This is a genomic window from Phytoactinopolyspora mesophila, assembly GCF_010122465.1.
Taxonomy (GTDB): domain Bacteria; phylum Actinomycetota; class Actinomycetes; order Jiangellales; family Jiangellaceae; genus Phytoactinopolyspora; species Phytoactinopolyspora mesophila.
Genome location: NZ_WLZY01000003.1, coordinates 506,092 through 528,321, shown reverse-complemented (window position 1 = coordinate 528,321; position 22,230 = coordinate 506,092). Strand labels below are relative to the sequence as shown.

Annotated in this window: 20 protein-coding genes; 2 read left to right on the top strand and 18 right to left on the bottom strand. The window is 66.7% G+C overall.

Features of this window, described 5'->3' with window-relative positions:
* From F7O44_RS32310 to F7O44_RS12220, 6 genes are all read right to left on the bottom strand, one after another.
* On the bottom strand, positions 1-407 hold a 407-nt coding region (locus tag F7O44_RS32310), incomplete at its 3' end, for a DeoR family transcriptional regulator (protein WP_162450490.1).
* Positions 408-410: 3 nt separating this feature from the next.
* Positions 411-1,181, bottom strand: a complete 771-nt coding sequence (locus F7O44_RS12240; protein ID WP_162450489.1) for an endonuclease/exonuclease/phosphatase family protein — start codon at positions 1,179-1,181, stop codon at positions 411-413.
* A complete protein-coding gene (locus F7O44_RS12235) occupies positions 1,178-2,020 on the bottom strand; it encodes a ketose-bisphosphate aldolase (RefSeq protein ID WP_162450488.1) in 843 nt (280 codons plus the stop codon). The genes F7O44_RS12240 and F7O44_RS12235 overlap by 4 nt, the downstream gene beginning before the upstream one ends.
* Complete coding sequence (locus F7O44_RS12230) at positions 2,017-2,973, bottom strand: 1-phosphofructokinase family hexose kinase (RefSeq protein WP_162450487.1); 957 nt, start codon at positions 2,971-2,973, stop codon at positions 2,017-2,019. Before F7O44_RS12230 ends, F7O44_RS12235 begins: the two co-directional genes overlap by 4 nt.
* Complete coding sequence (locus tag F7O44_RS12225) at positions 2,970-3,902, bottom strand: ROK family protein (protein WP_187361253.1); 933 nt, start codon at positions 3,900-3,902, stop codon at positions 2,970-2,972. Before F7O44_RS12225 ends, F7O44_RS12230 begins: the two co-directional genes overlap by 4 nt.
* Positions 3,899-4,801, bottom strand: a complete 903-nt coding sequence (locus F7O44_RS12220) for an SIS domain-containing protein (protein ID WP_162450486.1) — start codon at positions 4,799-4,801, stop codon at positions 3,899-3,901. Before F7O44_RS12220 ends, F7O44_RS12225 begins: the two co-directional genes overlap by 4 nt.
* A gap of 181 nt (positions 4,802-4,982) precedes the next feature.
* Between F7O44_RS12220 and F7O44_RS12215 the strand changes: the two genes are divergently transcribed.
* On the top strand, positions 4,983-5,891 hold the full coding sequence (locus F7O44_RS12215) for a metallophosphoesterase family protein (RefSeq protein WP_162450485.1): 909 nt from the start codon (positions 4,983-4,985) through the stop codon (positions 5,889-5,891).
* Positions 5,892-5,893: 2 nt separating this feature from the next.
* Here the strand turns inward: F7O44_RS12215 and F7O44_RS12210 are convergent, their stop codons facing one another.
* From F7O44_RS12210 to F7O44_RS12180, 7 genes are all read right to left on the bottom strand, one after another.
* Positions 5,894-7,156, bottom strand: coding sequence for an extracellular solute-binding protein (locus F7O44_RS12210; RefSeq protein ID WP_162450484.1), 1,263 nt, complete (start codon positions 7,154-7,156; stop codon positions 5,894-5,896).
* Positions 7,157-7,197: 41 nt separating this feature from the next.
* On the bottom strand, positions 7,198-9,120 hold the full coding sequence (locus F7O44_RS12205; protein WP_174255907.1) for an ABC transporter permease subunit: 1,923 nt from the start codon (positions 9,118-9,120) through the stop codon (positions 7,198-7,200).
* 925 nt (positions 9,121-10,045) lie between these two features.
* Positions 10,046-10,846, bottom strand: a complete 801-nt coding sequence (locus F7O44_RS12200; protein WP_162450483.1) for a DeoR family transcriptional regulator — start codon at positions 10,844-10,846, stop codon at positions 10,046-10,048.
* Positions 10,847-10,891: 45 nt separating this feature from the next.
* Entirely contained in the window at positions 10,892-11,932 is a 1,041-nt protein-coding gene (pdxA, locus tag F7O44_RS12195; RefSeq protein ID WP_162450482.1) for a 4-hydroxythreonine-4-phosphate dehydrogenase PdxA, read from the bottom strand.
* Complete coding sequence (locus tag F7O44_RS12190) at positions 11,929-13,287, bottom strand: four-carbon acid sugar kinase family protein (protein WP_162450481.1); 1,359 nt, start codon at positions 13,285-13,287, stop codon at positions 11,929-11,931. Before F7O44_RS12190 ends, pdxA begins: the two co-directional genes overlap by 4 nt.
* A gap of 14 nt (positions 13,288-13,301) precedes the next feature.
* Complete coding sequence (locus F7O44_RS12185) at positions 13,302-14,831, bottom strand: GntT/GntP/DsdX family permease (RefSeq protein WP_174255906.1); 1,530 nt, start codon at positions 14,829-14,831, stop codon at positions 13,302-13,304.
* Between the two features lie 211 nt (positions 14,832-15,042).
* Positions 15,043-15,678, bottom strand: coding sequence for a TetR/AcrR family transcriptional regulator (locus F7O44_RS12180; RefSeq protein WP_162450480.1), 636 nt, complete (start codon positions 15,676-15,678; stop codon positions 15,043-15,045).
* 60 nt (positions 15,679-15,738) lie between these two features.
* On the opposite strand from F7O44_RS12180, the gene F7O44_RS12175 reads away from it, so the two are divergent.
* On the top strand, positions 15,739-16,587 hold the full coding sequence (locus F7O44_RS12175; RefSeq protein WP_162450479.1) for an alpha/beta hydrolase family protein: 849 nt from the start codon (positions 15,739-15,741) through the stop codon (positions 16,585-16,587).
* A 78-nt stretch (positions 16,588-16,665) separates the two neighbouring features.
* Here F7O44_RS12175 and F7O44_RS12170 read toward each other — a convergent pair whose 3' ends face one another.
* From F7O44_RS12170 to F7O44_RS12150, 5 genes are all read right to left on the bottom strand, one after another.
* Complete coding sequence (locus F7O44_RS12170) at positions 16,666-17,556, bottom strand: methyltransferase domain-containing protein (protein WP_162450478.1); 891 nt, start codon at positions 17,554-17,556, stop codon at positions 16,666-16,668.
* Between the two features lie 76 nt (positions 17,557-17,632).
* Entirely contained in the window at positions 17,633-18,538 is a 906-nt protein-coding gene (locus F7O44_RS12165) for a transketolase family protein (protein ID WP_162450477.1), read from the bottom strand.
* 2 nt (positions 18,539-18,540) lie between these two features.
* Entirely contained in the window at positions 18,541-19,236 is a 696-nt protein-coding gene (locus F7O44_RS12160) for a thiamine pyrophosphate-dependent enzyme (protein ID WP_162450476.1), read from the bottom strand.
* Positions 19,237-19,371: 135 nt separating this feature from the next.
* Positions 19,372-19,797, bottom strand: coding sequence for a hypothetical protein (locus tag F7O44_RS12155; protein WP_162450475.1), 426 nt, complete (start codon positions 19,795-19,797; stop codon positions 19,372-19,374).
* Positions 19,798-20,001: 204 nt separating this feature from the next.
* Positions 20,002-22,122, bottom strand: a complete 2,121-nt coding sequence (locus F7O44_RS12150; RefSeq protein ID WP_222851299.1) for a Xaa-Pro dipeptidyl-peptidase — start codon at positions 22,120-22,122, stop codon at positions 20,002-20,004.
* Positions 22,123-22,230: the final 108 nt, after the last annotated feature.

Sequence of the window (22,230 nt, the reverse complement as noted above, 5' to 3'; positions counted from 1 at the left end):
CACGTCGAGGTCTTCCAGATGGGCGGCGTAGGAACCTCCATCATCGGGAGACCTCGACCTCTATCCGGACACCGACGCACCGCCGACGCCCACCGCCGACCGCTACACCCTCGATTGTGAAGAGCCGGTATCGATGCCGCGGCGCGGACGGCGATTCGGGCTTTCGCCTCGGTGTGCTCGGCGCGATAAGGCAAGGGGGGCGCAGCGAATTCATCGGACGACACCGCGCCGCCGTGGGTCCGGGAGAGAATTCCTTGCTGCTCCAAAAGGACGAGGTCGCGGCGGATTGTGGCAGCGGACACGCGGAACTCGCGGGCCAGGGACCGCACACTCACCTCGGCACCCGCCACCAGCTGCTCGACAATGGACGTGATGCGGGCCGAACGGCGACGGGTGGCACGAAGCATAGGCTATTCCCTGGGCACGAGGAGATCCGCGATGACGGCGAGGTGGTCGGACGCGTCACCCACGTCGATAAGGTCGACTCGGGCGATACCGACGTCAGCAGAGGTCAGGATGTAGTCGATGCGAATTGTCCGGGTCACCGAGTCGTAGGTGCGGCCATGCTCGGTACGGGTGGCCGCCCACGTGTCGGTCAATGTGCGGGTGAGCTCGGAGAGGGTCGGGCTTTCGGGCACGTCGTTCAGGTCGCCGGTCAGGATGAGCCGGGTCGGTGCCTCGGGGATGATCCGGGTGATGGCGCGGGCCTGCTCCGCTCGTTGTTCCGGGTTTTCGTGGGAGAGGTGGGCGGTCCACACCGCGACCGGGACCTTGTCGGCCAGGACCGACGCGCGCAGCAGTCCACGTGACTCCAAACCAGGCCAGGCCGGCAACGGAACGTGGTCCCACGTCTCGATTGGGAGCCGGCTCAAGATCGCGTTGCCGTATTCCCGCAGTGGACGGCCGATGTCTGGCGGCGGCAGAGTCATGTCTGGGCCGTACACCGCGGTCATGCCGAGGCGGCGGCCCAGCCACCAGGTCTGATCGAGAAACTGGCTGCGGCCGCCGAAATGCCGGTCTACCTCCTGCAGGGCCACGACGTCGGCGTCGGCGGCATGGATGATCCGGGCGATTCTCTCGAGATCGAGACGGTCGTCGATGCCTTCGCCATGGCGGATGTTGAACGTCAGGACCCGTATCGCGACTGTGGCGTCACCGTCGGTGTGGGCCGGGGCGCTCATCGGCCGGCTCCGTGCAGGAGTTCCAGCAGGCGGACGGTTTCGGTGGTGACAGCGTCGCGCCCGGAGGTGATGTACTTGCGGGGATCGACGGTGCCATCGTCACGGGCGAGTCGATCTCGCACCGCTGAGGTGAACACCACGTTGAGGTGGGTGGCGATGTTGATCTTTGTCAGGCCGGCACGTACGGCGGCGGTGAGCCCGGAATCCGGCACCCCGCTCGAACCATGGAGCACGAGGGGGACCGGGACCGCCTGTTCCAGCTCGCGGATCAGAGTCTCGTCGAGAACGGCGTGGCGCGCGGTCATGGCGTGGGAGCTGCCGACGGCGACAGCCAGCGCGTCGACTCCGGTCGCGGCCACGAACGCGCGGGCCTCGCCCGGGTCGGTCCGGGCCCCGGGTGCGTGCACGCCGTCTTTCCCACCGACCTCCCCGAGTTCGGCTTCGACCGGCACGCCACGTTGCTGGCAGTGTGCGACGACCTCGGCCGTGCGCGCCACGTTGGTCTCGTAATCCAACGTTGAGCCGTCGTACATCACGCTGGTGAAGCCGAGTTCGACCGCCTCGTGAACGAGGGCGACGTCCTCAGCGTGATCCAGATGGACCGCGACCGGCACGGACGAGCGGCGGGCGAGCTCCAGTGTGGCCAGGCCGAGTGGCGCGAGTGCGCCGTGATAGCGCACGCAGTTCTCGCTGATCTGCAGGACGACGGGTAACCCCGTGGTTTCCGCGGCGGCGACGTACGCCTCAGCATGCTCGAGCAGGATGACGTTGAACGCCCCTACTCCCTGTCCTGCCTTGGCGGCCGGTCGGAGGATCTCGGTCGTGGTTGCCAGGGTCACAGAGTCACCTCTTCGATGTCTACGGCATGTCGCAGGCGCCGGTATTCAGCCGGCTCGTATTCGCCGGCCACGGGCGCGAGGACGGTGGCGGCCGATACCGCGCATGCTGAGCGGAGCGTCTCCGGCCAGCTCAGGGAGTTGTGTATGCCCATTGCTAGCGCAGCGACGACGGAGTCACCAGCGCCGGTCGGGTTGCCGCTGAGCGGTTCGGGCAACCGGGCGGACCAGATGCCCTCAGGTGTGGCGGCCAGCAGCCCGTCCGGGCCCAGCGAGACCACCACGGTAGCGCCGGTGGTGGCTCGCAGGTTGGCCGCGGCGCGGCGTGGCTCACTGAGCCCCGTGACCTCAGCCAGCTCCTCGGCGTTGGGTTTGAGGACGAGGCGGCCAGCGGCCCCGTCGGTTGGCCGGTGGGCGGCCGCTTGGGCGACTGCTGTCAGCGCCGGGCCAGAGGTGTCGACCAACGCCGGGACGCCGGTGCCGGTCACGGTGCTGGCCAGATCGGCGAGTGCGGTTGGAGGGACACCGGGTGGGAGGCTACCCGAGAAGGTGACGACCTCGGCGTCGGCCCGCAGCAGATCGGTGACACGCGTGGCCAGCCTGTCCCACTGGTCGGCGTCGAGCACCGGTCCGGGTTCGTTCAGCAGGGTGGCGGCTCCCGAGCCGTTCTCGACGACGGTCACTGTGCGGCGGGTGGCGATGTCCGCGTCGACCAGCTGATCGTCGATGCCGAGCTCATACAGGCCGGCCCGCAGAGCCGTACCGTCCGGGCCGCCGACGAGACCGGTCACGAGCACTGGGACACCCAGTCGGTGCAGTACTCGTGCGACGTTGATGCCTTTCCCCCCGGGACGCGACGCCACGGAGTGGACTCGGTGCATCTGGCCGGGGCGCAGTGCGGCCACGAGGTAGGTGACATCCAGCGCCGGGTTCGGGGTGACGGTCACGATCGTCATCCGCCGGTCTCCGCCCGCTTGTCAATGAGCGCCTGTGCCATCATCCCGGCACCGATGCAGCCTGCACGGTCGCCGAGCGTGGCCGGTACGAGCCGAGGGTGTCGCTGGAACGTGAGCCGGTGGGAGAGCCCGGCTGACAATGGCTTGAAGAGTTCGGGGCCGGCCTGGGCCAGGCCGCCACCGAGCACGATGACTTCTGGTGCGAGGAGTGAGCACGCGATGGCCAGCGCCAGCGCCAGGGCGTCGACGGCTTGGGCCCAAACTTCGCCGGCGTCCGGATCCCCGGCCTGTTTGCGAGCCAGGACATCGGCCGCGCCGGTGACCTGTATTCCGGACCGGGCCGAGTAACGCCGGGCGATTGCCGCTGCCGACGCGATCGCCTCCAGGCAGCCGGCGCCGCCACAGGCGCACGGCTCGGTGTGGCCCACGTCGACATGGCCGAGCTCACCAGCCATGCCCTGGCCGTCGAGGATCCGGCCGTCGACGATGATGGCGGCGGCGACACCTGTCCCAATGGGGACGAACAACACGTTGGCGTGCCCGGCCGCGGCACCGACCTGGCTTTCGGCGAGACCGCCGGCCCGGACGTCGTGCATGAGCGCGACCGGCAGTCCGGTCCGCTCTTCGGCGAGGGCCCGGATAGGCACGTCCTTCCAGCGCAGGTTCTCCGACCACACCGCCCTGCCTGCGGCGACGTCCACGATGCCGGGAACAGCCAGGCCGACGGCGGCAGGCTGTCCGGTAGCCGGATGGTCCCGGACCTCGACCAGTGCGTCGAGGATGTGCTCGATGACCGCTTCGGGTCCGTCCGCCGCACCAGTGCTGCGGCTGAGCGATGTCAGCGCGGTCCCGTCGCGGGCAAGAGCAGCGCCCTTGAGCCAGGTTCCCCCGACATCAAGGGCGACGATCGTGTCCGATGGGGTGTTCAACGTCGGCTCGCCTCCAGGACGACGGAACGGTTGAGATTGCGGGGCCGGTCCGGGTCGAGCCCTTTGGTCAGGCCGGCGGCGACCGCGAGACGCTGCGCGCGGACTAGATCGGCCAGGGGATCGAGCTGATCGGCGACGACGTGAGCACCTGTGGCGCGTACCTCGTCGATCAGACCGCTGGGGGCGGCGCCGCCGACGAACCACACCACGCCATCCGGGTCGGCCAGGCTGATCGGACCGTGCCGGTAGTCCATGGCGGGGTACGACTCCGCCCAGGCCAGAGCTGCTTCCCGCATCTTCAGCGCCGCCTCGTGTGCCAGGCCAACCGTCCAGCCCTGGCCGAGGTAGACGAACTGGCGGTACCCGGTGAGAGCGTCGTCTGCGGGGCTGTTCAGGATCTGTTCCGTCTGTGCCCGGGCCGTGTCGATCTCGTCGCCGATGTGAGTGCGCAACAAGGCGATGACGCTGGTGGCGAACCGGGTCTGGACCACCGACTTCTCGTCGGCGAAATCGAGCACGACGAGTTCGCCCGCGAGATCGGCGACGGGTGTTGCTGGATCGGCGGTCAGGGCGACCGTTGGTGTGTGTGGGGTCGCGTCGCGGAGGAGGTCGAGGACCTCGCTGGTGGTTCCGGAGCGGGTGATCGCCACGATCCGGTCGTAACGGCGGTCGGCCGGATACTCGGATGCGGCGAACGCGTCGGTCTCCCCCTGCCCGCGGTGTTCTCGCAGGGTCGCGTAGGCCTCCGCCATGAACCAGGACGTACCACAGCCGACGACCGCGACCCGTTCGCCTGGGCGAGGTAGCTGTGCGACAGATGACGATGCCAACTGCGCCGCTTGCCGCCAGCAGTCAGGTTGGGTCTCGATCTCGGCGTGGACGTGGGTCGTGCTCGTCAAAGGAACCTCCAGTGCGTGTTCGACGCCGTCTCGTGGTGCATTCGGGATCAGCGACGGCGGTGGGAAACGCAGTAAGCTGACCATTTATAATCGTTTATATCTTAACTCAGTCATAAACAAGCATCATTAGTCTGAACTGAGCGACTGGACCGGGTGAACCGGAGCAAGGAGCGCCGTACCGATGCGCATCGTGCATATCTCTGACCTGCATATCGAGCCCGAACCCGAGCGGCGCTTCCCAGGCTTGATGGCATCGCTCGAACGTGATCGGATCCAGCTCAGGCGAACCGGAGCTGATCTGATCATCGTGACGGGAGACGTGACCAACTACGGCGCCCGATACCGCGAGCACCTCGTGCTGGCCCGGGAGTGGATCAGCGGACTGGGGGCGCCGGCCCTGACCGTTCCTGGGAATCATGACCTCGGCCCGAGCCCCGCGCGTGCGGTGGACAATCCCGAGAACGAGGCCTACCAGGACGTGCCGTATCCGGAGACGCATTACGGCACGATCTTCCACCCGAGTCCGGTGGTCAGCCACGACCTCGGCAGCGTCCGGGTAATCGGTATCGGGTTGCGGGAGGGGGACCCGGACGGCGCGTTGCCCCGGCTGGAGCGTTTGCTGGCCGCCGACGACCGCCCGGTGATTCTGTGCGGACATTACCCGGTGGTGGACACGCGAGACGCCGATGTCTCGATCGAGTTCGGGTCGGCCGAATTTCTGCCGACCACGGCACCGGCGCTGCTCGAGCTGATCCTGGCTCACCGCAACGTCGCTGTGTACGCGTGCGGGCACGTACACGTCAACTCGGTGCGGCCGATCGGTGACCATTGTGTGCAGATGACCGCGGGTGGGCTCGGCCCCGGCGCGTCGGCGTACCGGATCTATGATCTCGACGGCCATGGCCTGACCTATTCGACCGCGCTGGGCAGCGGCCGCTTGACGTTCTGGGAGGACCTGTTTGATCCACCCACGGCAGAAGAATTCTCCCTCGGTGACGCAGCCGACCGTACTGGCCGGATCACTTGGGACCGGCCCACGGTAGGAGATCCTGCTGGTCGGCCGGAGTCCCGGAGCGTCGCGCACACCTGAGCTCACAGCCCGGCTTCGGCGATGCTCTGAATCCGGTCGAGCAGCTCCTGGGGGTCGGCGTTCGGGGCCACGCCGGTGCCGAGGTCACTGTCGAGCGTGCCACGCAGCTCCGCCCACACCGGCTGAGCGGCGGGGTCGAAGCGGGCGTGCTCCAGCAGTTCGACGTACTGCCCGAACTCGTCGTCGTCGCGGAACTCGTTGGCACCGGACTCCGTCGTCGGGAGCAGCCCTTCCACGCGCAGGTACTCGGCGTAGTTCTCCGGCTGGTAGAAGTAGGCCAGAAAGTCCGACACTGCCTGCTGGTTGTCCTCCTTGCGGAAGGCCATCAGGTAGTCCTGGATGCCGTGGGTGGACGGTTCGGCGTCGTTGTTGGTGGGATGTGTGGCCACGCCGAACTCGATGCCGGACTCTTCGACCGGGCCCATGAACGCACGAGTGCCGAACGAGGCATAGACCATCGCGGCGCGCCCTTGGGCGAACAGCGGCCAGGTTCCGTCGGCCCGGTTGGTCTGACCTGGGTTGGGCTGGGTGAGGCCGTCCTCGGACAACTCGGCGAGGAACTCGAGGGTCTCGACGTTGCGGTCCCCGTTGATCGTCCACTCGCCATCGATCATCCAGTCACCGTCGTTGGACCGGGCCCAGGTGCCGAACTCTCCGGTGCCCCCTTCGCTGCCGAGTGCGAGCGCGTACGGCACGTAGTCGCCGGGTAGGTCGGCGATCTTCTCGGCGGCATCGCGGAATTCGTCCCACGTCTCCGGCGGCCCGTCGAGTCCGGCTTCTTCCAAGATGGTGGCGTTGTAGTACATCCCGTTGACCGTGGCGACGAACGGGAAGGCGTACTGAGTGCCGTCGTACGATGCGTTCTCGGCGAAGGCCGGGACGAAATCGGCCAGTTGCTCGTCAGACATGACCTCGTCGGCCCGGTAGAGCAGGTCCGCCTCCGCGTAGTCGGCAAAGAGGTTGATGTTCAGCAGATCCGGAATCTGCTGGGTCTGGATCATGGTGTTGACCTGACTGCGCAAGTTGCCCCAGTCGATCACCTGGAGTTCTACCGACGTGCCAGGATGTTCCGCCTCGAACTCCTCGATGAATTCTTCCCAGTAGGGCTGAGTCCCTTCGGTGTACTGGGCGACCACGAGCCGGATCGATTGCCCGTCTCCGGTGCCGACGGAGTTGTCGTCGTCGTTCCCACATCCGGCGGCTAGTAGGGCGGCGCCGGCGATCATCACCGTGAGCCTGGTCAACGCTGTACGTGGTGTCTTCATCGCGGTCTCCTCATGTAGTGGGGTGGTCGATTGGATCGAAGTCAGCGGCTGCTTCCCGCGGTGAGGCCGCTGACGAGGCGGCGTTCGATGACGGCGAAGAGGATGACGGCGGGGACGATAGCCATCAGAGCTGCCGCGAACAGGTACTGATAGTTCGTCTCGTACAGGCCGATGAACTGCTGGACACCGACGGTGAGCGGGACCCGGCCATTCGCTGGATCGTTGAACAGGGTCAGTGCGATGACGAATTCGTTCCACACCTGGATGAACGTGAAGATCGTGACGGTGATCAGGGCCGGGGCGGCCAGCGGGAGGATCATCCGGAGCATGATCCGGAATCGTCCGAGGCCGTCGATCATCGCGGCTTCGTCGATGTCGGCGGGTATCGAGCTCACGTTCGCGTGAATGATCCAGATCGCGAAGGCGAGATTGAACGCGGTGTTGACCGCGATGATGAACCAGAAGGTGTGTACTCCATCGACGAACAGCGCCTGCCGGTAGAGACCGATAAGCAGCGCCACGGCCGGAAACATCTGAGTGACGAGCACAACGCCCAGGAAGGCGGCCCGGCCACGGAACTTCGAGCGGGCCAAGATGTAGGCAGCCGGTGCCGCGATGAATAGCACTGCCACCGTCGCGGCCACGGCCACGAAGAGACTGATCCGGAGGTAGTTGGCCAGGGGGATCCGGTCCCAGACGTCTACATAGTTCGACCAGGTCCATTCCTGCGGCAGGTAGGGCGCCGGCACGGCGAACATCTCGGCCTGGGTTTTCAGTGACCCCAGCAGCATGGCGAGATACGGTGCGAGGAAAAACGCGGCGACCAGGAAGCCGATCACGCTCAGACCCACTGGCCGGATCGGCGCCCAGGCGCGTCCGACGACGTTTCCGGCCCCGCGTAGCGGCACGAGTGCCGGCCGAAGACCCGTTCTGACGCGCTCTGACCATCCGCCGATGGCTGCTGCGGTTTTCGCCCGAACCGATCCGGTCGCACTCGCCGCGGGTTGCGCCGCGATATCGCGGTCCGGTCGCAGGATGCGTACATAGGCGGCTACCAGCAGAGTCAAGAAGATGACATTCACGACGGCCAGCGCCGCGGCCTCTCCGGGATCCAGCTGCACGGTGAATGCGATCTTGTACATCCACGTCACCGTCGTGTCCGCGTGATGCCCGGCCGTCTGTCCGGCGATCACCCAGATGACGGTGAACGCGTTGAACACGTGCAGCATGTTGAGCACCAGAGCCACGAGTAGCGAGGGCCGGAGCAACGGAAGGATCACGCTTCGGTAAGTGGCGAATGGGCCGGCGCCGTCGATCTTCGCCGCCTCGAGGACCTCCTGGGGAATGGTCTGCAAGCCGGCCAGCAGGACGTACGTGGTGAACGGAATCGAGGTGATGACGCCGACGGCCATGATCGAGAAGAACGCGACCGACGGATCCTTGTACCAGTCCACCGGTGCGTTGAGAATTCCCAGATCCATGAGCAGCCGGTTGAGCAGGCCGTTCCCGCCCTCGTAGATGAACCGCCACACGGTGGCTGTCATCACCAAAGACGCGGCCCAGGGGACGATGAGCGCGAGGCGGACCAGTCTGCGGCCGAAGAACGACTTCGACAGGAACTGGGCGAGACCCAGCGAGAACAGCACGGTGAGGCCGACCACGACGATCAGCCAGAGCGTGGTGTTGCTGATGACCTGGGGCAGCGCGGGCTCGGAGAACAGCCGGCGGTAGTTGTCGAGACCTGTGAACCCCTCGATCTGACCGATCCGGTTGATGCGCAGGAACGACATCCAGACCATGTAGGCCGCTGGGAAAGCGACGACCAGGGTGATCACCAAGATGCTTGGTGAAAGCCAGCGCAGAGGTGCTGATCGGTGCCAGATGCTCAGCCGCCGGGGCCGCAACGTGGGCCGCTCCGCCGGCCCGGGACCAGCGGGCCCGGTATCCGGGACATGTTCCGTCACTTGGCCGGAGAGTCCGTTTGGTGCAGGCGTCGGCTGACCGTCGTCGTCCCGACGGTGGATACGCGCGGTGTTCTCCAACCGTTTGTCTCCCGTCCGTGGGCGCCGGGCGCGGGCGGCGGCTCAGCGCATGCATGTCATGCTCAGCGCTAGGGCGACCAATGTCAAGCAGTCACCCTTATTTTCACGCACTATCAGTCACACAAAGTTTCTTTTTCAATCATCTTGGGGCAAGGGTGAGTTGCCCAAGATGAGCAGGAGTGACGGTATCCGCCGGTGTGGATTGTTGAGCGTCTTGGCGGCTTCTTTCCGGATGTCAGGAGCCTTCACCGGAAGGAGAATTGCTTGAACTAACCCGGATTGCGTCCGAACAGTGCGTAAACGATCAGCAGTGCATGCGCGCTTGCGACGTGCTCCGGCGGATGCGAGGTTTGCGGCTGTGAACAGCCGGACGGGCCCGGGCTGCCCCCCGGGGGAGCCGGCCCTTGACACCTCACCCGCGCCCACCTAAATGGGGCGCTTCTGTCGTGTCTCTGGGCGCAGGTGCCTTGGCGGGTGGTGTGTCCGTGGGCGGTTGGGTGTGTTGTGGCGCATGCCCGGGCCCTTTTGGGGCTAGGTGGCGTGCCTGCTCGAACCGCCCGCGCCCACTGGGCCGCCGGTCGTGGTTCACACGACGATCTTCACGACGGGTGTGTGCCCAGTCGTGTGAATCCCGACGGCGCACAGCGGCACTGGCTGGCACGACGATCTCCACGACGTCGAATACCGCTCCGCCGGCCCGGCGTGGTTCACACGACGATCTTCACAACCAGCGGCAACCACCCGACGAACGCGACACATCACAACTGGACCCCGCCGAAAGCCCCCGGGCAACACGAGCCGTCAGCAGCGGCCCCATGAACTCACCCACGGAAAGGTCACAAGAGCCTCATTTAGTTGGGGCGTGGACGAGGGTGACCCCGGCGGCCGTGCACCTGTCCGCGAGGTCCGTGGGGGCGTCGGCATCGGTGATCAAAGTCCAACCCGGTCGCAGGTTGGTCCAGGCCGGGACGTCGTCGGCGGCGGCGAGTTTGCTCGAGTCGGCCAGCACCACCACTCGCAGCGCTCGTGCGGCGATCCGTTCCTTGACCGAGGTCTCCTCCAGGGTGGGCTCACCGACGCCTCGTCGTGGATCCACCGCGTCGGCGCCGAGAAACGCCACCGAAAACGACAGCCGGTCCAGTGCGAGGTCGGTCAGCGGGCCGACAAGGCCATGACTGAGCTTGCGTACCCGGCCACCGAGAATCACCACCTCGACGTGCTTCGACGACGCCAGCGTGTTGGCCGTTTCCAGCCCACGGGTGACGACGAGGGGCCCGTCGCCCCGCCAGTCATCATCAGCAACGATCCTGGCCAGGGCGGAGCACGTGGTGCCGGCATCGATGAAGACGGTAGTGCCCGCGGTGATCATGGGTCGCGCCGCGGCCGCGATCGCCGCCTTGGCCTGCAGCCGGACCCGGGCACTCTCCTCGATCGGCCGCTCGTGGAACGCCTCCGGCACTACCGCGCCGCCGTATGTGCGTGCTACTTGCCGATCGGCGGTCAACCGGCTGAGGTCGCGCCGGACCGTGGACGGTGACACCGACAGGGTGGCGGCGAGATCCTCCACGTGGGTGGTTCCTTGCCGTAGCAGCTCCAGCAGAGCCTTGTGTCGTTCTCTTGTGCCACGCCGGACACCCCGTGCCTCCACGTCCCCGTCCCCCTTCGTTCCGCTCAGCCCCGGTAATGTCCTTCGTCAGCCGCCGTACGTCGAACGGATCCTCGGAACGTACGGGCTGTAGTCGACCGCAGCCAGGTAGGCCGAGAGCATGGTGTGGTGATCGGCCTGACCGGTCCCGGCGATGTCGAAGGCAGTGCCATGATCGACCGAGGTGCGCAAGATGGGCAAACCGACGGTGACCGAGATGGTGCCGTCGAAATCATAGGTTTTTGCCGCGATGTGTCCTTGATCATGGAAATGGGAGAGCACGCCGTCGAACCGGCCGGCCAGACCTTGATGGAACACCGAATCAGCCGGGACCGGGCCGGACACCGCCAAGCCCTCCGCTCGGGCGCGGTCACATGCTGGCGCGATGTGCACGATCTCTTCGTCGCCGAATGCGCCGTTCTCGCCGCCGTGTGGGTTGAGGGCGGCCACCGCCAGGCGTGGTTCGTCCACGCCGAAGACATGTAAGGCTGTCGCGGCCTCCTTGATGGCGTGTGTCACGGTGTCCTTGGTGATCTGGTCGAGCGCCTTGCGCAGGGAGACGTGCCGGGTGGTGAAGAAGATTCTCAGGTGATGTCCGTCGACGGCGGTATTCCGAACGACGAACATCGTGTTCTGTCGGGTCACTCCGGTGAGCTCACCGAGCATCTCCGTGTGCCCGAGATGCTTCGAGCCGGCTGCCCAGATGGCTTCCTTGTGAATGGGGCCCGTGACGATGCCGGCCACCTCTCCGGCCATGGCGGCCCGGGTAGCGACCTCGATAGCGACGACGGCGGCCCGGCCCGCGCGTCCGTCGACCACACCCCAGTCCGGAACGTCGGAACCGAGGACATCGATGTCGAGGACGTCGATGGTGCCGGGCCCGGCGGGCGCGATCGTGAAGTCGCTCACTTGGCGCACGTCGACGTCCAGCCCGGATGCGCGCACACCTCTGCGTAGCGCCTCGGCGTCGCCGACGGCTACCCCGTGGTGCCCGTCCTGACCAGCGACCTCGGCGAGTGTGCGGGCGGTGATCTCCGGCCCGATTCCGACGGGGTCGCCCAGCGTCACGGCGAGTACGGGTCGGCTCATGTGGTCCTCCTGATCGGGGTGGTGATGGACACGCGTGACTGCGCGGTGCGCACGTGTCTGCGGCTTGCCTCGGCGGCCCGCCGCAAGTGCTGGACGCAGGCCACCGTGGTGTCGGCGTCGCCGACCAGACCTCCCTTGGTGACAACTGGTAGTCCGGCCCATGGACCGCCGACGAAGGTGCCAGCAACGGCGAGCGGAACGAGTTCCTCCTGGACGTCGAGACCGTGAGCTGCCAGCTCTGCGAACAGCGCGGCCGTGATGTCACCGCCGGTTGAGAAGACGCCGTCCACTGTGTGACGTTCGAGCGAGCGCCGCACCACCCGGGCCAGCGCCGCGGGTATACGTTCAGCGGCGCCGGGATCGAGATCGACGACGTCGGCCTCGTCGAGAACGGTCGCAAGAAGTACGACGTCGTCCGGACCGGCCGTGGACAGCGCGACGTCCAAGGCTGCCGCGGTCGCATCTACATCGGGCACCACATCTGGACCCTCTGGCCCAGGCACTGTCCGGACCACGCTGACCGGAAGCTCATCGCACAGCTTGGCGAGCTGTTCCCGGGTCAGCCTGGTGGCCGAGCCGGATACGGCGAGCACCGGAGCGCCTTCAGCGTGTCTCGTGATGCCGAGCGCACTGGCCAGAGCCACCGATCCAGGCCCTGAGTCAACGCTGACCCACACCGTGTCCGCGTCTCCGGCCGTGGCAGCTGCGCGTGCGACACGGTCGAGATGGTCGGTGGTGAGGGCATCGGCGACGATCACGTCGGCTCCACCGGCAAGTTGCTCGCGCACGGCCTGGCGCATGGCGTCGGCCGGCCCGGTCACCAAGGACAGGGGTAGATGCGTCACCCGTAGATCAGCTTGATGACGAAGCACTTCCGCGATGCCGGACTGGTGTACAGGCGATCGTGGGTCGCGGGCGAGCTCGGTGTCTTCCAGCCGGACACCGTCGAGAAGCTGAGCGCCTTCGACGGTCTGCCGGTGCGCCTGCGGATGAGCCGGCATACACAGGGCGACGGCGCGCCGTCCGGACTCGGCGGCGACTGCTTTCAGTGTCGCCTCGGTCGTCGCGCCGACATTGCCGCGCAACGTCGAGTCGATCCGGTTGCTGACCAGCTTGACCGGCCAGCCCGCGCGGACCGTCTCGGTGACCCGCGCAGCGGCGTCGGCAGGATTGGCATGGCGGGCATCGGTGCTGACCACCACCACATCGAAACGCGAGGCGAACTCGGCCACGACGCCAGCCCCCTGGTCAGCACCCACCGTCACCGCCCGCAGGCCGTCCCGCGCGAACCCGGCGGCGGTGGCGTTCGCTCCGGTGAGGTCGTCGGCGATGACAAGTACCGCGTTGCCTGTCACAGGGTCATTCTCGGTCACAGAACGGCACTCGCGATCAGCAGGAGAGGCAGCGATCCGAGCCACACGGCTGTGGTGATGCCTGACCAGCCCTTGATCGCCGCCATGCCGTCGAGCCCGGTGAAGCGGGTGACCACCCAGAAGTAGGAGTCGTTGAAATAGCTGAAGACCATCGACCCCGCGCAACATGCCAATGCGGCGACGACGGGGGAGATGCCCAACCCCACGACCAGTGGCGCCGAGACCGAGGCAGCGGTGATCATCGCTACGGTTCCAGAGCCCTGGGCGATCCGGACCAGCGACGCGATCAGGAACGGCACGAGGACGCCGGGGAGGTTCCACGACGCGATGGCTTCGGCCAGTTCATCGCCGACACCGGAATCCCGGAGCACCTGCCCGAGCGCACCGCCGGCGCCGGTGATGAGCAGGATCAGACCCGCGGCCGACGCGGCCTGTGCCAGCCATCCGGTCACCTGCGTGCGGGTGGTCCACTTCGGCAGCAGAACGTACACGGCCAGCAGGATGCCGATGATCAGCGCCACGACCGGGCTGCCGATGAACGCCATCACGTCGGCGATGCCGGACGGTTCGTACTCGTCGTCACCGGCCAGTACGCCCTGCCTGTTCCGGTCGATCGCGGTGGTGACCGTATTGGCGACGATCAGCAACAGCGGAACGAGTAGCGGAAGTGACGCCAGGCCCGCCGACATCCGATGCGGCTTGCCTCCCGGCGGCGCCTCGCCGAGTGCGTGGACGGGCTCGTCGTCGTGGACAGCCGCCGGACTGCCCGGGCGAGCCGCCGAAGCATCCGCACTGTCTGCCGTGGTGCCGGCGTCGGCCGCGGCACCGCCCGAGGGCGTCGTAGCCGACGTTCCGGAGGCGGTGACGGTGACGGAGCTGTAGACCGCTTTGCGGACCTCAGGTACAACCTGGTCTTCCAGCTGCGGGCCGATCCAGCGGGCGTACATCACGACGATCGGCATCAGCAGGAGGGTGAAGACGAGGCCGGCGAGGATGAGGCCACCGAGGTCCGCGCCGATGATCCCGGCGACAGCCAGCGGACCGGGCGTCGGCGGTACGAGATGGTGGGTGAGTGTCATCCCGCAACCGAGCGCGAGGGCCAGGGTGACGTATCCGGCACCTTTCCTGCGGGCGATGGAGCGGGCGAGCGGGTTCATGATCACGTAGCCGGAGTCGCAGAAGACGGGGATGGACACGAGACCGCCGGTCCCGGCCATCGCCCAGGGTTCTCGGCCCTTGCCGAGTGCTTTGACGAACGCCCTGGCCAGCGCGTCCGCGGCACCGGAGACTTCGAGTATCTTGCCGACCGCGACACCGAGACCGATGACGATGCCGATCGATCCCATGGTGTTGCCGAAACCGGTGGTGATGGAGCCAAGGGTGTCGGTGGCAGGTGAGCCGGCGACGAAACCGACCACGAGCGCGGCGATGAGCAGGGCGACGAACGCGTCCAGCCGGGTCCACAACACGAGCACGACGATCGTTGCGATCCCGAGGACAAGCGCCGCCAGCAGTTGGAGATCCACGTCGATCCTCCTGAGCGCTACCGGTAGATGCGGGTTGCGTCATAGTGCCCGATAGAAGTTGCTCAGATCAAGCATGTGGGAAGGCATTCTTGAACTTTTCGAGCAACTGGGGCGCCACCCACCTCCCGGTGATCGACAGTGGGTTGTGGCTGTTCCCTGGTACCTTCTGCCCCATTTTGTGCTGCCGAGAACAGCCACAACCCACTGTCGATCACCGGGAGGTGGGGGCGAGGATGCCGTCCAGGAGCCAGCGAAGGCCGGTGGCGAAGTTGGCGGAGAGCTCGTCGGCGCTCAGGGGTAGTCCGGCCGGTGTTGTTTCTGAGTGGGGTCCCGCGACTTCGGTATCGGCGCTGGTCACGGCGAGGGAAGGCGGGGTGGCCAGCGCGGCGAACCCGATCGTGTAGACGATCAGTACGCGCACGGCCTCGTGAGCGGCCGCGTCGGTGATTCCAGCGGCACTCAGAAGGCTGAGCATGATGTCGCCGAGGCGGCGCGCATTGGGGCCGCGAGCACCTTGTCGGGCCAAGTACAGCGGTACCAGGTCAACGTGGGCGAGGAGAACTTCGTACGTCGAGGTCATGATCGCTGACAGCCCGTCGGCCGGTGTGCCCGCCTCTGGGGGTGGAGCGTCTACTGTGGCAAGGGCCTCATCGAGTAAGCCGTCGATCAGCGCGGTCTTGTTCGGCACGTAGCTGTAGAGCGCGTTGGGGGCGACGTCGAGCCTGCGGGCGAGGCTACGCATGGTCAACCCATCGAGGCCGCTTTCCGAGATCAGTTGCTGCGCTGTGGTCAGGACGTCCTGGCGAGTCAGTCCGGCGCGCTGGCCACGAGTCCGCGGTGTGCTCATGGTTGCGAATTGTACAACGTTCAACTATATTGGACACTGTCCAATATAGAAGGAGAACCAATGCCCAACACCGCACACCACATCACCGGTCATGCTGCCGGCGTCCCATTCGTGGCCTTCCCGCCCGCCACGGCCGAGCGGAGCTCGGCACCGGTCATCGTGGCGTGGCACATGATGGACGCACCACGGACCGAGGCCGCGTTTGCGGCGGCAATGCCGTTGGAGGGTCTCGACGCGTGGCGCATCTACCTGGGGTTGCCCATGAGCGGCTCGCGGCTGCCGGACGGCGGGTTCGAGGAGATCATGCGGCTTGGGTTCGAGGACGCCGTGCTCAACCTTCAAGGGCCGATCGTGGACCAAGCGGCCCAGGAGTTCTCGCCGGTGATGGCCGAACTCCGCGATCGGCTGGGTCTGAGCGACGGTCCGCTCGGCGTGCTCGGCGGGTCACTCGGAGCCGCCGTGGCGCTCGTGGTTCTCGCCGAGAGCAGCGCCAAGATCGACGCTGCGGTTCTGGTCAGCCCGTTGGTGCAACTTCGGCCGGCGGTGGAGGCGATGGCGCGGCAGTTCGGCATCACCTACCCGTGGTCGCCTGAGTCGTCGGAGGTTGCTGAGCGGCTGGATTTCGTGGCCCGGGCCGGGGACGTTGTGCGGCCGCATCAGCCGGCGGTGCTTCTCGTCGTCGGCGAGGACGACGACGCCGACGCTTTCGCCAAACCGGCCAGTGCGCTGCGCGAAGCGCTCGACGGTCATGGTGACGTACCCGGGCGTACCGATCTCGTCACCATCGCAGGTATGGGCCACGCGCTCGCGGAAGAGCCAGGCATGGAGCCTGCCGAGCAGACCCCGCACGCCAGGGAGGTCGACCGGCACGCTGTCGAATGGTTGCGCCGGCACCTGATCGGTGCGTAGTTGCCCCGCCGGCGTCTCTGCGCAACGTGGTCGGTGCCGCGGTGCGGCTGGGCATCCACGCGGGCGGCGTGTGGTCAGCTAGGGGCGGCGGGCTGAGACGTAGGCGACCGAGTGCCGGATCCGTCCCGGGGCCGATTCCTCGACAAGTGGACGCAGATGCGCCTCGAAGGCGGCGGCCTCGTCGTCTGTGAGGGCTTCCGCGATGGCTTTGCCGTACGTCGGTGCGGTGGGGTTCGGGCTGGTGGCAAGGAGCTTGCTCCAGGGCATGCCGGCGTACGGCGTGTTGCTGCTACTCGAGAGTTCGAGGCGCACGGTGATGTCCTCGAAGCCGGCGCGTTCCACGAAGTCGAGCAGGTCGCTCTCGTCGAATCCGAGCATGGACCCGTCCGGGGGCGCTGCGCTCTCGAAGACGGCGCGGACCTTGGCGGCCGCCTCCGCCACGGGCCGGATGTCGTAGCCGAACAGCGTGTCCTTGTTCAGCGCCAGATAACGGCGGTTGATCGGCTCGAAGAGCGAGATCCGTCCACCTGGGCGTAATACTCGCCGGAAGGAGTCGAAAGCCGCTGCTTTGTCTGCTACATAGATCAAAACCGAGCGGGTGGTGACGACGTCGACAGAACCTGATTCGATTCCGGCGAGCGTCTCGGCTGGCGTGCGGACGAACCTGCAACGGGGTGTGACGCCGATTTCCGAGGCGATGTTGCGGCAGCTCTCCAGCAGCTTCTCCGAGACTTCGGTAAACACCACCCGCCCACTGTCGCCGACCAGGGGCAGCGCACCGAATCCGACTAAACCCTCACCGCAGCCGACGTCGAGGACGATGTCGTCCAGGCCGACTGACGCCTCGGTCAAGATCTTGTCTCGCACCGGTGCGAGCCACTCGAGTTGCTTGCGCAACGAGGACTCGTCGCCACCGTGGCGGTCGTGCAGGAGCCACTGCGCCCAGCGGTCGAGGTGCGTGGCCGCCACGTGATCCCTCCCAGGCGAATCGGGCTAGCGCCATTCGATGCTCACCAAAAGGTTGGCACATGGCATCGCTCGGGGCCTACCGTACCGCGCTGGGGGCATCACTGCGTGCGGCGAAGCTGCTGATTCGCGCGCGGAGCCCCGCGACATCAAGGCCGTATTCGATGTCGTGGTCGGACGGCGAACCGTAGAGGCGGGCCGTGTGCTCAGGAGTGCCAAGCGCCAGCAGCCGATGTGGTAGATCGGACAGCGCCTCACTCACCTTGGACGCTGAGGTGCCACGGAGATACGGCTCGACGAGCACTACGGCTGGCTCGGCCAGAACGTATCTCAGCGTAGCCGCGTCGAACGGGCGAACAGTCGGGGCGTACAGGACGGTGACATCCAAGTCCGCCGTCGCGGCCAGGACTCGCTCCAGCATGGGCCCGACCGCGACCACGGTCGCGCCAGATCCGCTGCGCAGCAAGGTGAACTGGCCGTCCGGGCGCGCATGTGGCTTGTCGTTGGTGTGGGCGGAGAGGCGGATATACACCCGGTTGTTGTTCAGGGCAGCTATGCGCAGGAACGACTCAACCTCGTCCGGATGCCCCGGGATGTGCACGGTCCAGCCGGGCAGGGTGTCCAGCAGGGCGACGTCGCCTGGGGCATGGTGGGTGTACCCGTAACCGGTCTCGTCGTACGAGGCGCCGACGCTGACCAGGATGGCGCCGAGCTCCTGATGGCCGAGGTCGAGCTTCACCTGCTCGAAGGGGCGTTCAATGAGGAACGGCGTGTAGGTGTGGGCGATGGGCCGCAGGCCGGCGAGCGCCATCCCGGCCGCAGCGCCGATCATCGCCTGCTCGCGGATTCCGACGTTGACCACCCGGTGTGGATGGCGGCGCGCGGCCGCGGCGAAGTGGGAGATCGAGATGTCCGCCAGCACAACAGCGATGTTCTCGTGATCGTCCATCAGGCGCGAGGTGACGGCGGCGAAGCGACTACGCATGGTCACCCTTTCGGCTCGATGACGGCGACGACGGCCAGGGGGCGTTGTGGATGGTCGCCGGTCAGTGCACGGGCGATTTCGTCGTGGTCCCTGCCGTCGACGGTCTCGGTGGCCCAGCCCTCGACCGAGAAGCGGCGGGCGATCCCGCCCGGCCATCCGTGCGTCGACGACTGGTTGTCGATCACCACGGCGGTGAGTAGGTCGAGTTCGTGTGCGCCGGCGATGACAAGGGCCTCATGGTTGCTGCCTTCATCGAACTCGGCATCACCCGTCATGACCACCGTGCGGGCAGGGTTTCGCCGTGTCCGGAGTCCCATTGCGAGGCCAACGGCCATCGGCAGGCCGTGTCCGAGAGAGCCGCTCGAGATCTCGACGCCGGGAATGAGGGCCCGATCGGGATGCAGGCCCAGCTTGGATCCGTACCCGGTGAACGTGTCGAGCCAGTCGGCGGGGAAGAATCCGTGCGCTGCCAGGACGGCGTAGTACGCCATCGGTCCGTGACCCTTCGACAGGAGGAAACGATCTCGTGCGGGGTCTTCTGGGTTCCGCGGATCTACGTGGAGGACCCGGCTGTACAAGGTCCAGAGCACGTCCAGCGTCGACGTCGCGCTGGGCTGGTGCTTCTCGTCGCCGGTCATACGTGCCATCAACGCCGGCAGGTCGGCGTAGGTGTACCTGGTGGTGGTTGTGGCCGTCATGAAGTCATGATGTAACCTCAACTTAACTTGAGGTCAAGGCTCAACCCCAGTGGTGATCGTGAGCGGATTAGTGCTGCCAATTGGTGATCATGGGCGCTTCGGTGTCGTGGTTTCGCAGCACTAATCCGCTCACGATCACCACTGATGGGCGGCCTCGAGCCGGAGCCGCAGCAGCTTCTCGAGTGGGACCGACTCGCCGTCGCGTGCGCCCCGTCCGACCACCAGCGGTGGGTCGGTGGGCTCGAGGCGGACTCCCAGTATTCGCGCCGTGACGCTCGCCGGCACATCGAGGATGTAGAAGGCGCCGGCGGCGCTCACCGCGAGGGACCGATTCCGGCGCAGATACCAGCCGGTGACGTTGGTGCGATATGAGGCTTTGGTGTCCGGGACGCGGGCACGTAGGGGGTGCGGCGGTATGCCGAGCCCGTTCATCTGTTGCACGAAATCGCTGATGAGTGCCCGAGCTTGCGCCGTCTCAGCGGCCTGCCGCCGCTCGAGCGCTGCCGCCTGAGACGCCAGTGCTTCGCGCCGCTGGTCGCGCCAGCTCGCATCACCGCTCATCCTCGCACTCTAGCGAGGGATTCTTGCCCACTCGTCAACGGCTTCAATACCGCCAGGTGGTCGTGAATCGGTTTACCCCTATTCCTTGGGTGACTGACGGTATTGAAGTGCCGCGATACGAGGCTGGTGTGGAGGCGGAATGTGACATCCGGGCCGCTCGAGAACCGAGCGGCCCGGATGCCGTTCCCCTTGTGAACGAGCGGCTTACCGCGCCGAGCGGGCGGCGGCACGGACCAACTGTCCGCGCTCACGTGGGGTGATGACGCCAGCCGCACGTAGCTGGTCAGCCACCCGACCTACATGCCTGACGAAGTCGCCGTGGTTCTCCCACTCGGCCTCATCGAGGATGTGATGGTTGATGGTGCAGGTCCCGGCCAGGGTGTGATTCGGGACGCCGGAGTCTTCGCCGCGAATCACGACGGTCTCCCGGGTGTCTTCGTCGGCGCAGATGCCCACGGCCAGCGGGCCACCCACCACCGGCAGGTCGATGGAGGTGCCAGCCAGGTCGACGGTCAGCTCGGTACCGGGCTCCGGGCGGAGCGTGTGTTGGTGATCGCTGGAGAAGATCATCAGGCCTAGTTGCTGACCTTTGGCGATGATCTTGTCGGTGGATTGCACGTCGAATGTGACGTCGTAGAACTCGCCTGGAATCAGTGCCTCGCTGTCGGTGAGCGAGCGGTGGTTGCGCGGGTCGGCCCACCCTCGGGTGACGACGCTCGCCGCACTCAGTGGGCTACCGGTCCAGGGTAGACGGACCAGCATGACCGACAAATTCGCGGCCGGCTTGCTCGAGGCAAGCCGCACCGTGATCGACGGCGTACCGGACAGGTGCAGATCCTCGCTCAGCACTGGCGTCGCGTAGAGCAGGCGGTGGTCGGACGACTCTGCTTGGGCGAGATCGCCGGCCAGATGGGTGTAGTCGTCCTCGAGTGTCTCGGTCGTGGCCTCGGGCAGAGTCAGGGAGGTGAATCCGCCTACCTCGGCCCCGCCAGCTTGCGGCAGGAACGTCACATTGGCCGTGTCCGGGTTGGGGTAGTCGTCGAACGCCGTGGTGTCGAACCGGTCCGAGCCGTGCGCGATCCGGACCCGGGGGTCGTTCTCGACGTCGTTCTCGTGATCCCAGAGGTAGCGCGTGAACCAGCGGTTCATCATCTCGAGTGGCGGCGCGCCGCCGTGCCCGCCCTGGTGGAAGTACGCCTGAACCGGCGTGCCCTGCTCCCGGAGTGCTTCATACAGCTGGACGGCCTGCTGCGGCATGACGTTCCAGTCGTTGAAACCATGCGCGAAGAGCGTCGCGGCCTGGATGTTCCCGGCGTCGGCGAGATAGCTGCGCGCCGCCCAGAACTCGTTGTAGTCGCCGTCGGCGCGGTCCATCTCGGCCAGCATGGTGCCGTCGCGCACCGTCTCGTCGCAGTAGTCGCGGGTCTCCGGATAGCCACTGTTGACGAAGTCGTACAAGACGTCGGCGTCCTCACCACGCCACGTGCCTTCCGGGGAGGCGCCGCCTCCGGGGTGCTTCACCGTGCCGTTGGACCGGAAGTAGTCGTACCACTCCGATATGGCGGCGACCGGGACGATGGCTTCCAGGCCTTCGACGCCTGTTGTGGCAGCCGCGATGGGCAGCGTCCCGTTGTACGACGTGCCGGTCATGCCGACCTTGCCGGTGGACCAGTAGGCGTCGACTTCTTCGTCGCCGTCGACCGAGGTGTACGCCGTAGCCCGCCCATTGAGCCAGTCGACGACGGCCTTCGGCGCCCGGGACTCGTTAGCGCCGCCGATGGTGGGACAGCCCTGGGACAACCCGGTGCCCGGCGATTCGGAATGGACCACCGCGAAGCCACGGCGGACCCACTCGTTCACGTGGCTGTTGGATACCGAGGTACGGTCCGGCCGGTGCGGGATCTGGGGCGCTGGCTGGCGCTCCGGCGGTTCCTTGCCGATCTCGTGGTGGACGTCCCAGAACCAGGACAGCTGCGAATCGACCGCGGCGGTTCCGGCGTAGTAGGGGCTCGTCTCGTAGATGACGGGCACCCGCAGATCCTCGGTTTCGGTCTGGTGGGGACGGGTGACGTCGACATGAACACGGTCAGGCCGGCCGTCGCCGTCACTGTCGAACTCCGTCTCCACCCAGAGCTGCTGCCGGATCCAGGCACTGGAGTCGGAGAACTCGGGAACGATTTGTGCCTGGCCGTCCTCGAAGATCGGGCCGGTCCCGGGCTGCGGCGTCGCCGAGCCGGATCCGGCGAAGAAAGGCAGGAGCAGAGCGCCGGCCGCCATGCCGGTCACCAGCCGGCCGTTGCGGGCACGTCTTGCAGGAGCCGCCATGGAGGAACCCTTCTCGAGTGGACGAGTGACATCTCCGACTGGCGACGCTCGTCCGGCTGCGCGGCGCCTCGGCGAACGGCATCCAGTGTGAATGAACGCTATCGATGG

Excerpts from the sequence above, each read along its gene's own strand:
- F7O44_RS12165 (WP_162450477.1), bottom strand. The coding sequence starts at position 18,538 with ATGCGTAGTCGCTTCGCCGCCGTCACCTCGCGCCTGATGGACGATCAC.
- F7O44_RS12215 (WP_162450485.1), top strand. The coding sequence starts at position 4,983 with ATGCGCATCGTGCATATCTCTGACCTGCATATCGAGCCCGAACCCGAG.
- F7O44_RS12150 (WP_222851299.1), bottom strand. The coding sequence starts at position 22,122 with ATGGCGGCTCCTGCAAGACGTGCCCGCAACGGCCGGCTGGTGACCGGC.
- F7O44_RS12155 (WP_162450475.1), bottom strand. The coding sequence starts at position 19,797 with ATGAGCGGTGATGCGAGCTGGCGCGACCAGCGGCGCGAAGCACTGGCG.
- F7O44_RS12160 (WP_162450476.1), bottom strand. The coding sequence starts at position 19,236 with ATGACGGCCACAACCACCACCAGGTACACCTACGCCGACCTGCCGGCG.
- F7O44_RS12175 (WP_162450479.1), top strand. The coding sequence starts at position 15,739 with ATGCCCAACACCGCACACCACATCACCGGTCATGCTGCCGGCGTCCCA.
- pdxA (WP_162450482.1), bottom strand. The coding sequence starts at position 11,932 with ATGAGCCGACCCGTACTCGCCGTGACGCTGGGCGACCCCGTCGGAATC.
- F7O44_RS12230 (WP_162450487.1), bottom strand. The coding sequence starts at position 2,973 with ATGACGATCGTGACCGTCACCCCGAACCCGGCGCTGGATGTCACCTAC.
- F7O44_RS12180 (WP_162450480.1), bottom strand. The coding sequence starts at position 15,678 with ATGAGCACACCGCGGACTCGTGGCCAGCGCGCCGGACTGACTCGCCAG.
- F7O44_RS12240 (WP_162450489.1), bottom strand. The coding sequence starts at position 1,181 with ATGAGCGCCCCGGCCCACACCGACGGTGACGCCACAGTCGCGATACGG.
- F7O44_RS12210 (WP_162450484.1), bottom strand. The coding sequence starts at position 7,156 with ATGAAGACACCACGTACAGCGTTGACCAGGCTCACGGTGATGATCGCC.